At 29.4% G+C, this 12567-nt stretch carries 14 protein-coding genes; 3 read left to right on the forward strand and 11 right to left on the reverse strand.

Annotated elements, in window-relative coordinates; translation table 11 throughout:
- Positions 1-78: 78 nt before the first annotated feature.
- A complete protein-coding gene (locus LJ207_RS01270; RefSeq protein WP_229343318.1) occupies positions 79-564 on the reverse strand; it encodes a hypothetical protein in 486 nt (161 codons plus the stop codon).
- A gap of 125 nt (positions 565-689) precedes the next feature.
- Here LJ207_RS01270 and LJ207_RS01275 point away from each other — a divergent pair, with 125 nt between their 5' ends.
- The gene (locus LJ207_RS01275) at positions 690-1988 is read left to right on the forward strand and encodes a YhjD/YihY/BrkB family envelope integrity protein (RefSeq protein ID WP_229343320.1); all 1299 of its coding nucleotides are present in this window, start codon (positions 690-692) and stop codon (positions 1986-1988) included.
- Between the two features lie 63 nt (positions 1989-2051).
- Here LJ207_RS01275 and LJ207_RS01280 read toward each other — a convergent pair whose 3' ends face one another.
- The 6 genes from LJ207_RS01280 to LJ207_RS01305 form a co-directional block, all read right to left on the reverse strand.
- On the reverse strand, positions 2052-2324 hold the full coding sequence (locus tag LJ207_RS01280) for an SHOCT domain-containing protein (RefSeq protein ID WP_229343322.1): 273 nt from the start codon (positions 2322-2324) through the stop codon (positions 2052-2054).
- 4 nt (positions 2325-2328) lie between these two features.
- A complete protein-coding gene (locus LJ207_RS01285; RefSeq protein ID WP_229343324.1) occupies positions 2329-2715 on the reverse strand; it encodes a hypothetical protein in 387 nt (128 codons plus the stop codon).
- 29 nt (positions 2716-2744) lie between these two features.
- Entirely contained in the window at positions 2745-3092 is a 348-nt protein-coding gene (locus tag LJ207_RS01290) for an ArsR/SmtB family transcription factor (protein WP_229343326.1), read from the reverse strand.
- A gap of 73 nt (positions 3093-3165) precedes the next feature.
- A complete protein-coding gene (locus tag LJ207_RS01295; protein WP_229343329.1) occupies positions 3166-3495 on the reverse strand; it encodes a tRNA-binding protein in 330 nt (109 codons plus the stop codon).
- Between the two features lie 93 nt (positions 3496-3588).
- The gene (locus LJ207_RS01300) at positions 3589-4935 is read right to left on the reverse strand and encodes a C1 family peptidase (RefSeq protein ID WP_229343331.1); all 1347 of its coding nucleotides are present in this window, start codon (positions 4933-4935) and stop codon (positions 3589-3591) included.
- Between the two features lie 76 nt (positions 4936-5011).
- Positions 5012-5854: an oxidoreductase gene (locus LJ207_RS01305; protein ID WP_229343333.1), complete on the reverse strand. Its 843-nt coding sequence runs from the start codon at positions 5852-5854 to the stop codon at positions 5012-5014.
- A gap of 161 nt (positions 5855-6015) precedes the next feature.
- Between LJ207_RS01305 and LJ207_RS01310 the strand changes: the two genes are divergently transcribed.
- Positions 6016-6360, forward strand: a complete 345-nt coding sequence (locus LJ207_RS01310; protein ID WP_229343336.1) for a hypothetical protein — start codon at positions 6016-6018, stop codon at positions 6358-6360.
- 61 nt (positions 6361-6421) lie between these two features.
- On the opposite strand, the gene LJ207_RS01315 is transcribed toward LJ207_RS01310, so the two are convergent.
- Positions 6422-7762, reverse strand: coding sequence for a citrate synthase (locus tag LJ207_RS01315; RefSeq protein ID WP_229343338.1), 1341 nt, complete (start codon positions 7760-7762; stop codon positions 6422-6424).
- A gap of 129 nt (positions 7763-7891) precedes the next feature.
- Entirely contained in the window at positions 7892-8662 is a 771-nt protein-coding gene (locus LJ207_RS01320) for an S-methyl-5'-thioinosine phosphorylase (RefSeq protein WP_229343340.1), read from the reverse strand.
- Positions 8663-8848: 186 nt separating this feature from the next.
- On the opposite strand from LJ207_RS01320, the gene LJ207_RS01325 reads away from it, so the two are divergent.
- The gene (locus tag LJ207_RS01325; RefSeq protein ID WP_229343342.1) at positions 8849-10111 is read left to right on the forward strand and encodes a 4Fe-4S dicluster domain-containing protein; all 1263 of its coding nucleotides are present in this window, start codon (positions 8849-8851) and stop codon (positions 10109-10111) included.
- 39 nt (positions 10112-10150) lie between these two features.
- Here LJ207_RS01325 and LJ207_RS01330 read toward each other — a convergent pair whose 3' ends face one another.
- Both LJ207_RS01330 and LJ207_RS01335 read right to left on the reverse strand, forming a co-directional pair.
- Positions 10151-12094, reverse strand: coding sequence for a thioredoxin domain-containing protein (locus tag LJ207_RS01330; RefSeq protein ID WP_229343344.1), 1944 nt, complete (start codon positions 12092-12094; stop codon positions 10151-10153).
- 38 nt (positions 12095-12132) lie between these two features.
- Positions 12133-12468 (reverse strand): rhodanese-like domain-containing protein, encoded by a 336-nt coding sequence (locus LJ207_RS01335; RefSeq protein WP_229343346.1) that lies wholly within the window; start codon positions 12466-12468, stop codon positions 12133-12135.
- Positions 12469-12567 lie beyond the last annotated feature (99 nt).

Genomic DNA, 12567 nt, shown 5'->3' on the forward strand with positions numbered 1-12567 from the left:
ACAATTGCTTATTATTTTAGTCAATATTGACCCTCCTCGGGGCAAGCCCACTAGGTTTGCGAGCAGACTTTCACTCTATCACTTCTCTTTTTGTTTAAAAATTATTAAGCCTCCGGCAGCAATTAAAAGAATGGGAAATAAATAATTAAGTATAGTTAAATCTTTTAAAATCTCGGTCTTTTCCACGGTAATTATAAAAAGACCAAAAATGAAAAGAGCAAGGCCTGGATAAATTGGCCAATCCCATTTAGAAAAAGCTCTGGTATGAATAAAAACGATCAAAAAAGCACTACCAAGTAAAATGAAAAACAAACCTCCGCCAATATTCCTGAAGAATTCTATTCTCTGCAAATCAGAAAATAGAGCTAAAGCAAGCAAAATACTTCCAGGAATTAAGAAACCTATATTTCTGTAATATTTTCTTGCTCCAAATGCAAAGTAAGCAACTATAAAACCACCACCTAAAAAATAAATAAAGATATCTTCTCCAATTAAGTTTAAAGTATTTAAGAGCAAAAAGATTCCTATTACTATTAAAATAATTCCTAGTTTCTTTTTATCCATGTTTATACCCTCCCAAAAATTATTAATTCATATCTTTAAAGGTTAAAAAATTTTTTTGTTGAATAAATATAATAGGCTAGAGTTACTAAAAAAATTTCATTAATTCTAAAATAAAGGTGATCAAGATGACAAAAGCTAAAAAATATCTCAATAAAATCAAAAATAATTTTAAAAATACTGATCTTTCTCCTGTGAAATGGAAAATGTTTATAGTTAAAGTATATCAAAAATCCAGAGAAAATGATATATTAATTCAGGCTATGGGTATGGCTTATATCTCAATTTTAACAATTGTTCCCTTTCTAATCTTTTCTTTCTATATCATGACACTTTTCAACTTTTTTGGCAGATTAGACACCATTGTTAATCAAATTAAAAATGTAATTTTAAATAATCTAGCTGCAGGCACAGGTGAAACTTTAATTAGTTATCTAGAAATGTATATCTTTAATGTTGATATTGAGCAATTAGGTGCTGTTAGTTTTCTCTCTCTGCTTATCTTAATTATATTCATGTTAGCTAGAGTTGAAGTCACCTTTAATCAAATCTGGTCTGTTAGTGAACATAGAGATATTGTAAGAAGATTTGTTGCTTTTTGGACATTTATTACTCTGGGAACATTTTTAATAACTTTACTTTTAACCGCAACCCTGGTTTTAGCTGAACAATATCTAGGCCTGGGAATGCCGGGAACAAGAATAAGTGAGAGCAATATTTTTAATTGGATTCTATTTAGTTTCAATTTTTTAGTATTTATAATTGCCTATTATTTCATTCCCAACACAGATGTTGATCCTTTGGCAGCAGCTTTTGCAGGTATAATAAGTGGAGGTCTCTTTATTTTAAGTAAAAATATCTATACAATCTATACTCGTAATCTGGTTGTTCATAGTTATGAAAGGCAAATTTATGGCTCTTTATATGTTATTCCTTTCTTTTTGGTCTGGCTCTATTTAATCTGGCTTATTGTCCTCATTGGAGCTGTAATATCTTATGTTTTCCAGCACAGAAATAATCTGGAACATTTAACTGTAGGCAAAGAAGATCAAAAAGGATTTAAAGCTTTGATTCCAGCAGCCATTTTAATTACTTTACAAAAAGATTTCTTAAAAAAAGATAGGAATGGTTTAAAATTAAATGATATCATTAATAAAATAAAATTACCTAAAGAAAAAATAAAAGAAGTCCTTAAAGAAATGGAAAATAAAAATTTAATAACTGAAACAAAAGAAGGAAAATATACACTTTTAACCGATGTTTCCTCATTATCCCTCTGGGAAATTTATGACTCTCCTGCTCTTAAAAAGGAGGTAGAAATAAAAGAAATTTTTCTAGACCCAGAAATGGAAACTGTTTATAATTATCTCAATACAGACCTTAAAGAAAATTTAAGAGAAGTTAAAATTAAAGATATAATAAATTAAAAAAATAAATCCCCTTTAGCAAAAAATTTACTTAGTTACTAGCTTTAAGGGGATTTACTTTTATTATTTTGATAATTCCTCTTTCATTTCTTTATATTCTTCCTTAGTAATATCTCCTTTTGCATATCTTTCTTTAATAATTTCTAAAGCTTTTAAATTACTGGAATCTTCTTCAAGATAATAATTACTCTTAACTTTTGAATTATTATTTTCCTGCATTGAATTCATACATTTTGTGAAGAATCCTTTTTTATGAAGTGTAAAAAACATGAATAAAAAAATAATCGGCATTAAAAACATTGGGAAAAACCACATTCCTCCAAATAAAAATGGCATAATATTACTCTCCTTTTTCTATTATTTGTAAATCCAGAATCTCAATTTTTTTCTCTCTTACTAATTTGCTTAAAAAATATAAAACCGATTCTTCACTTACCCGAAGCTGATTAGAAATATTTTGGGTATCGAAATTATGCTCATCTTTTAAAATTTCTAAAAGTTCTTCTTCAACCTGCTCTACCCATTCCTCAAATAGCATCTGGACCTCACTATTAGCTTGACCAGCCAATTTAGCAGTAGACTCAACAGATTTCATCATACTCTCACACATTTGCTTAGGATTAAAAGAATTATCTTTATTCTGCATATTGCTCATCATTTTTTTTGCCATATCAGGCATCATATTTTTTTCCTCCTCATTATTCTCATCAGATTGGTTATCATTCATAATAATTTAGCAACTCCTTAAAACACTATTTAATTATTCCAGGGAGGACAAGGAAATCTTGTTTCTTTGCTTGTGCTTTTTCCCTTTCTGTTTTTAATAAATTTACTAAATTCATTAATTAAATCAACAATTTCTTTATTACAAATTTTATTGAAAACGAATGTTGATTCTCTGTACTTATTAACTAACTTTGCCTCTCTTAAAGTCTTAAGATGAAAAGATACTAGTGGTTGTGATAAACCAGTTCTTTTAATAATTTCTGATACTGATAGTGCTTCATCTTTTAAAGAAAATAAAATTTTAATTCTATTTTCTTCACTTAAAATTTGAAATATATTTGCTAATTCTTTGATTTTGCCTTCTTCAATTATTATCACCACCTATATAAATGAATGTTTATATTAATGCTCATTTATATTATATAGAAAAATATTAATTATGTCAATTTTTTCAGCCTAATTTATCTCCTATTTCCACTTTTTTATCTGGAGTGATTAAAACAACACCTTCATTGGAATAGGTCCCTAAAACAAGAACTTCTGAAATAAAATTTGCTATTTGTTTGGGCGGGAAATTCACTATGGCTAAGATCTGTTTATTAAGCAAATCTTCTTTAGTGTAACATTCAGTTATTTGAGCGCTGGAGTTTTTTATACCAATCTCTTCTCCAAAATTTATTTTTAGTTTATAAGCAGCTTTATTGGCTTCAGGAAAATCTGCTGCTGCAACAATTTTTCCTACTCTAATATCAAGCTGTAAAAAGTCTTCAAATTCAGCCATTTATACCAGTCCTTTTTAAAATATATTATTTTTAAAAAAGGGATAACTAGAAAAATATTAAAGTTATCCCTCTATCTTATTTTTAGAAAAATATTATTTTGCAAGTGATCCCATTGGATCCCAGGGGTTTAAAACAATTGGTTCTTTGCTATACGCTTCTAATAATTCATCAGAAAGATATTTTTTATGGATCACAACTTCATAATTGAACTCTTCAAACCACTGATCACTCATTATGAAAAATCCATCTTTACCAACCTTATCTCCCCAGCTATTTTGAACTTTCCAGCGATTAACATTAGCATTGTCATCAATATTAATGCCGGTAAAAACCATAGCATGAGTTAAAACACTTTCTCCATACTGAAGTCTACTCCCTTTATCAAGTTTAAATTTAGTATCTAAGACCTCTTCATAATTATATAATTCGGTATCCATAATTCCTAAGTCTCTATCATACCACTGGCCAACATCACAGCCAAACCAAACAGGTTCACCGGCTTTAATTTGTTCTTTACTTAAATCTTTAAGCATTTTAATCGGTAAATTCAAATAATGAATTTGTTGCCCTTCTTTTACATTACCTAAAAATTCAACTGTATAAGTTTTATAAAAATCTTTGTCAGATGTTGGAGCATTTATAATACTTACATAATCAGTCATTTTAACTTTAGAGTATTTATTATAGAACTCCATTGGACTTAATTTAGAATCTCTATAAAAGTGACCTTCTTTATCTTTATATTCAAAATCGAATTCCTGAGGTGGTTCACCTAAAAAGTAAGCTAAGAGTGAATATATCTCTGCTAATAATTCCTCTTTTTCTTCTCTTAGGCTTGCTTTGTCAGCCCCATGATTAAAATCATTACGTAAAGTATGAGCCTGATCACGAAGTTTGAGATTTAATATTTTATTCATTAAACGAGAATTACTGCTGTGATAAGTTTCTGGCATCACATATTTTGGCACAATACCATATTTTTCGATTAAAGCAGTAAACATATCCCATTGTCCACCATCATTTGTAGGTTCATTTAAAAGCCACATTACTCTCCTGCTGTCCAGTTCTAAATCAGCAGTTGTTATAATATTTTCTAAAAAATAATTTGCTTTTTCAAGTTTATCCCAAAACATTGTATAAGATTGGGATAACTCAAAGTTATTCTCCTTAATATTTAAGCTTTCTGAGATACTGTAACGAATATTATTTAAAGCAGCAAACATCCAACATCTACCACTTTTTTTCTGGTTGGTAACAGAGCCCACATCTATTTCTTTAGAAAAATCATGATGCATATTTTTAACTGACTCATTATTTAAAGCAGTATTGTTAATCCCATTTTTAATTATTGCATTGGCAATAACTCGATTGTTTTCTCTCGACTTAAATTCATTCGAAAATCTTTTTAATTGTTCAAAATTAATTATCTGTCTGTTCATTATAAAATTCCTCCCTCTCCTATTCTTTTTTATATATTCATGAAAAGTTATAAATTTCCTTTACAAAAAGAAAAAATTATTTATTAGCAAAAAAATTCATTATTTTATTTGTCAAATAATCAAAAATGCGGTCTGGTAAACGAGAGCGGAAAAAAAGCAGGAGTTTTGCATAAAATGGTGCTCTATATCTTGCTTTTGCTTTTTTAGCTTTAACTGCTTTTAAAATAAGATTTGCTATAACTTCAGCCTCTATAACCAGGTAATTATTTGCATAAATATTTTTAAATGCTTTTGCAGTTTTTTTAGCATTTTCTGCATATACACTTTCTGCTGAATTTTCTAATAAACTTTCTGTAGCCCCATTGACCCAATTTGACTTAACAGCAGCAGGTTGAATTATCACAACATCAATTCCAAATTCCTTAACTTCATTTCTTAAAACATCACTTAAACCTTCAAGAGCAAATTTGCTAGCATTATACCAAGCAGCAAAAGGAAACCATACTTTGCCTGCTACTGAAGAAATATTAATTATTTTACCATTTTTATTTGCTCTCATAAATGGTAAAACTTCTTTAATCAATTTTGCAGCTGCAAAAAGATTAACTTCAAATTCAGCTCTAGCTTCAGAAATATCAAAATCTTCAACAGCTCCAAAAGCACCATAACCAGCATTATTAATTAAAATATCAATCTTATTTTCTGTTTCTATAATTTCTGAAACACATTTTTCAATAGATTCAGTTTCACTTAGATCAAGATATTTATAATGACCATACTTATATTCAGCTAAATATTTCAAACTATCAATTGATCTTGCCACACCATAAACTATATAACCGGCTTTTAAAAGTTTTTCAGCAGTTATTTTCCCAATTCCACTTGAAGCACCTGTTATCAAGACTACCTCTTTATTCATTTTATTAGCCTCACTTCCTTATAAAGTGTACCTTTAATGTATTGCAGTACATTAAAGGTACAAATTTATTTTATTTATGAGCTAAAAAATAAAGGATTTTCTAAATTCCTCTATAATATATATAATTAAGATTAGTTATTATTAAAAGAAAGGAGTAAATAATGAAAAAAATATTTTGTTTTACATTAGTTATACTTTTTCTTTTCACTTTAAACGCTTTTGCTCACCCACCGGCAGCTATTGATCTAGAATTTGACCTTGAAAATAATATTTTAGAAGCTTCTGTAGACCACAGATCAGGAGACAATCGCGATCATTATGTTGAAAAGGTTGAAGTCTTCCTTAATGATGAGTTAATTATCAATCAAGATTTCTTCCTTCAATTTGACAATGATCAGCAGAAAACACTTTATTTAATTCCTGGGGCCGAAGAAGGCGATCTTATTAAACTTATCGCTTACTGTAATCAATTTGGCTCACTAGAAACAGAAATGCTAATTGAATAAAGAATATAATTAACCCTCCCTCTAAAAATTAAAGGGAGGGTTTTTAAGATTAAATATTAAATTATCTTTTTATTTCTTCAAAATTACATTTTTCCTCATTTTTAAGTGATTTATATGCTGGTCTAATAATCTTGTGATCACTTACTACCTGCTCTATTCTATGTGCACACCAACTTGCTACCCTTGCTGTTGCAAATAGAGGGGTATATAATTCTTTTGGTATATTAAGCAGCTCATAAACAAAACCAGAATAAAGATCAACATTAGCACAAATTTCTGTATCTTCTCCTCTAATCTCTTTAAATATTTCTTTTGTTAGTTTTTCTATATTGCTGTATAATTTAAATTCATCAATTCGACCCTTTGCCTCAGCTAACTCCAGAGATTTCTCTTTTAAAATTTCTGCTCTAGGATCTGATTTAGTATATACTGCATGGCCCATTCCATAAATTAAACCTTTTTTATCAAAAACTTCTCCATTCAATATTTTTATTAAATAAGCTTTAACTTCTTTTTCATCACTATAATCATCAATATTTTCTTTCATATCTTCTATCATAGCTCTTACCCTTAAATTTGCTCCACCATGTTTAGGTCCTTTAAGACTACCTACAGCTGCACCAACAGCTGAATAAGTATCAGTACCACTTGATGAAACTACGTGGGTAGCAAATGCTGAATTATTACCTCCACCATGTTCAGCATGGAGAATTAATAATAAGTCAAGTGTGTCTAATTCTAATTTAGAATATTGATTGTCTGCTCTAATCATATGCAAAATATTAGCAGCAGTTCCAACACCTCTTTTAGGATTATGAAGATAAAGACTTTGATTATCAAAATAATGTGCTTTAGCCTGGTAACCATAAGAAATGATAGTTGGGAATCTTGCTATAAGTTTAATGCTCTGCAGTAATATTTTCTCAATATCAAGACAATCCGGATTATTATCATATGAATAAAGTACTAAAATACTTCTCTGTAGTTTATTCATAACATCACTACTGGGACTTTTTAAGATTGTATTTTCGGTAAAGTGAGGGGGCAGCTTTCTAAAACTATCTAAAATTGCATTAAAATCTTTGAGGTTTTTCTTATTAGGAAGCTCTCCAAATAGTAATAAATATATTATACTTTCATAACCAAATTTACCTGTTTTCTCAATTAACTCTCCAATTTCTATATCTCTGTAAAACAATCTTCCTTCAGTAGGAACTTTTTTACCATCACATAAAGTATAACCATGTACTGAACCAATTTTAGTAAATCCAACCACAACACCAGTACCATCAGCATTTCTTAAACCCTGTTTAATATCATATTTTTTATAATATCTTTTGTCAATTTTATTGACTTCCTCAACAGTAGAAGAAACTTCTTTCAACCATTTTTTTATACTCATATTCTCACTCCTATTATCTACTCTAAATATGTATTTCTAAAAGCAAAAAATCCTACTAGAATACTAAGCAGCAAAATAAAATTTAAAATATTTAAGATTCTTTAATTAATTATATCATTTAAAGCTGATTTATCCAATTTCTATTAATGAATCCCCACAGCTGCAGTTGTTTTGATCAAGACCTTCTAAAAAAACATGCATGAAAGCTTCTGTTATTTTAGCCTTCTTTGCTGAGATAAGCTCTTGAAATTCATGGATATCTAATTCATCTTTCATCCCGGTAGACCAATTAGTTATAATAGCAACTGAAGCATAACAGATACCGAGTTCTTTAGCTAATATTACTTCTGGTACTCCTGTCATACCAACAACATCTCCCCCCAATTTTTTAAACATTTCTATTTCTGCAGCAGTTTCAAATCTAGGCCCTTCTGTACAAACATAGACAGCATTTCCTTTGATTTTTAATTGTTTGGCCAAGCTTCTTTGAGAAAATTTACTGCGCATATTTTTACAGTAAGGATCACTCATATCAAAATGTTTTACCGACTCAGCTTCAGAATCTAAAAAACTTTGAGCTCTTGTTTTAGTAAAATCAATAAAATCTTTAATTACAACTATATCACCTGGTTCATAATTTTCATTAAATGAACCTACAGCAGCAGTAGCATATATATATTTAATCCCTAGTTTTTCTAAAGCCTTAATATTAGCTCTATAATTAATGTTATGGGGAGCTCTTGAATGATTTTTACCATGCCTGGCTAAAAAAACTATCTCTTCTCCATAATGAGTTATAATATCAACTTTAACTGTTCCATACTCTGTTTTTACTTCTCTGCTGATATTTTTATTATCTAAATCATAAACACCTGTCCCACCTATTACAGCTTTATCCAATCTTCTCCCCCCTTAATAAAATAGATTTTCACTAAACTATCTATATTATAAAAATTGTATCATTTTAAAAAATTTTAGTCAATCTTTTGCTCTGTAAAGACTTTTTTTAAAATATTATTTTTTTGTAGCAATTTTTTAGAGGAGATTAAGGCTAAATAATTAATTATTTAATTAGAGGTGAGAAAAATGTCACATAAAACTGCAAAAAAGTCATATGAAAATCTTGTAGAAAGATTAAATAAATTTCCTCAAGGGGCTCCACCAAGCAAAACTCTTTATGAGATTTTAGCAATGTTATTTAGCGAAAAAGAAGCAGAAATAGTTGCACAACTTCCTATAAAACCCTTTACAGCAAAAGAAGCAGCTAAAATACTTAAAAAAGATAAAAAAGAAACTGAAAAAATTTTAAATGAACTTGCAGCAAGAGCAATTTTGTTAGACTCAATAAACAAAAATACAAAGCACTATATTCTCCCACCACCTATGGCTGGATTTTTTGAATTTTCAATGATGAGAACTAGAAATGATATAAATCAAAAATTACTGGCAGAACTATATTATCAATACCTTAATATTGAAGAAGACTTTATCAAAGATTTATTTTTAGGTGGAGACACTAAACTTGGTAGAGTTTATGTCAATGAAGATGTGCTTTCAAGAGATAATTTGGTCCATATTCTCGATTTTGAAAAGGCAAGTCATATAATAAAAACTGCAGATGATATTGGAATTAGTACTTGTTACTGCAGACATAAAATGCATCATTTAGATAAAGCTTGTAATGCCCCTTTAGATATCTGCATGACTTTTAATAATACTGCAGATTCATTAATCAGACATGACCATGCTCGTCGAGTAGATAGTTCAGAATGTCTGGAACTATTACATAAAGCTTATGAACATAATTTAGTCCAGTGTGGAGAAAATGTTCAGGAACAGCCCAGTTTCATCTGTAACTGCTGTAGCTGTTGTTGTGAGGCACTTGTAGCTGCAAAAGAGTTTGGAGCTTTACATCCTATTCAAACAACCCATTATTTAGCAGCTATAATTAACTCAGAATGCAGCCAATGTAAAAAATGCATTTCAATTTGTCCTGTTAATGCCATCTCAGAAATTGAAGATAAGCAAAACAAAAAGATTATTATAGATAAAGAACTTTGTTTAGGTTGTGGAGTCTGTCTGAGAGAATGTCCAAATAACAGTATTGAACTAAAAAGGCGTCAGGAAAAAATAATTACCCCTGTAAATTCTGTTCATCGGACTGTAATGATGGCAGTAGAAAGGGGCAAATTGCAAAATTTAATTTTTGATAAACAGGTTTTTGCCAGTCATAGAGCAATGGCAGCTGTTATTTCAGCAATATTGAAACTACCACCAATCAAACAAATTATGGCTAATAAACAGCTTCAATCTAAATATCTTGCTAAATTAATTAAAAAATTTAGTTAAAGCAAACTTAGCTAAGTTTGCTTTAACTAATATAAAATATTATTTAATTTCTTTTAATATTTCATTTAAATTATCAGTTGGCATTTGACAAATGAAATCTCTGCAAACTGATAATTTGTTATTTTGATCATCTTTTTGCTGTTTTAACAGATAATCAGGTAAATATCTAGCTCTTATATTTTCAATTAATTCTTGGGCTAAGGGATATTTTTTATCTCCATGAATCTTTAGCTCAACAAAGGGATTATTTAAATAGTAATTACTCAAAACTAAAAAAATATAATTGCTGGGAGCCTTATTTATCTTATCAGAAAAGGCAGCAATAATTTTTTCACTATCTTCTTGATATGATAAATCATCTTTAAGATGAGCCAGCTTTAAAAAATTAAAAGCTGCTGTAGAATTAGCAGAGGGTAGTGAATTATCTCTAGCCTTAATTTGCTTTAAAAATAGATCTTTATTGTCTTTGGAGCTAAAATGGAAAGCACCCTGATTTTGATCCCAGAAATATTCTTTCATTATTTTAGCAGTTTTTTCTGCCTTTATTAAGTATTCATCTTTTAAAGTTGCCTGATATAATTCTATTAAAGCCCAAAGCAAAAAGCTGTAATCATTTAGGTTATCAACCTCTGATTTCTTCCCTTGATAATAACTGTGAGCTAATCTACCTTTAGTTGTTTTCAGATGGTTATGAATAAACTTTTCAGCATCTTCAGCCAATTTTAGGTATTTATTATCTTTTAAAACAAAAGCTGCTTTTGCTAAAGCGGCAATTAGCAAGCCATTCCAATCTGTTAAGATCTTTTCATCTTTACCTGGCCTTATTCTTTTTTCTCTATACTGTAATAATTTATCTTTTATATTTTCTAAGTTATTATAATCTTGAATGTTTTTTAAATTTAAATTTATATTTTTACTTGTTTTGATATTAAATACCTCAGCAATTTTTTGGAATTCTTTATTACTGAGAATAGATTTGAGCTCTTCTTTTTGCCAGAGATAATATTTGCCTTCTTCTCCTTCACTATCAGCATCTTCAGCCGCAAAAAAAGCTCCTTCTTCAGCTAACATTTCATTTTCTAAATAACTGATAATTTCTTTTACTACATCTGCATAAATATCTTTAGATGTTGCTTGATAAACTGAAGTATAGATGTAAATCATTAAAGCTTGATCATATAACATTTTTTCAAAGTGGGGCATTTCCCATTCTCTATCTGTCGAATATCTATGAAACCCCCAGCCTAAGTGATCATATATTCCTCCAGCTCTCATTTTTTGAAGAGTTTTTTCTAAAATAGATAGATATTTTTGCTCATCAGTTTTTTTCCAATAGTGGAGTAAAAATAAAAGGTATTGATACATTGGAAATTTAGGTGAACTACCAAATCCTCCATATTGATTATCATAATTATTTGCTATTTCTTGAGCTGTTTTTTCTAATATATCACTTTTTATATCTGCTTTTTGATTAATATTTATTTTAGCTAAATGAGAAACAATATTCTCTGAAGCTTGCAGCAGCTTCTCTCTTTCTTCAGTCCATAAATTATGAATTTCAGGTAAGATACTCAAAAGACCCTTTCTACCATACTTATTTTCTTTAGGAATATAGGTAGCTGCATAAAAAGGCTTTTTATCTGCTGTCATAAATATACTTAAAGGCCAACCACCACTGCCGGTCATCGCCTGACAAAGATCCATATATAAGGCATCAATATCTGGTCTTTCTTCCCTATCAACTTTAATAGAAATAAAATATTGATTGAGCATTTTAGCAACCTCTTCATCTTCAAAAGATTCTTCTGCCATCACATGGCACCAGTGACAGGTAGAATAACCAATGGACAAAAATATGGGTAGATCTTTCTCTTTAGCCTTCTTAAAAGCCTCATCTCCCCAGGGATACCAATTTACGGGATTATCAGCATGTTGTTTAAGATAGGGACTATTTTCATCCTTTAAATTATTATATGAATTCAAAATGACCACCCCTTCTATTCAGGAAAATAATAAAACATTTATTGTACCCAGTCATGATTCCATGATTTAATTCCACCTTTTAAGCTTTTAGCATTTTTATAACCAGCCTCATTTAATAACCTTGTTATCTTCTGGCTGGAAATACCAGCTATACAGGCAACACAAAATTCCTCATCTTTATCAATTTCTGCTAATTTAGGGTGATCGGTTTTAAATTCTCCATAAGGAATATTTATGGAATCTGGTATATGTCCTTCTTCATAATCTTTTTTATTTCTTAGGTCAATTATTTTTAAATCTTTTGCTATGACTTCTTCTGCATCTATTTTTGCTACTCCTTTGCCGAAAACACCTGCTAAAAGATCTTTGATCATAATAAAATTCCTCCCTCTTTAAATTAAAGTTATTTCTCTTGTTTTTCAATATTTGCTTTTTAATTAGCAAATATTACTTTTCTTTAATTATTATATCAT

The organism is Halanaerobium polyolivorans (assembly GCF_020711195.1).
In the GTDB taxonomy this organism is placed as follows: Bacteria; Bacillota; Halanaerobiia; order Halanaerobiales; family Halanaerobiaceae; genus Halanaerobium; species Halanaerobium polyolivorans.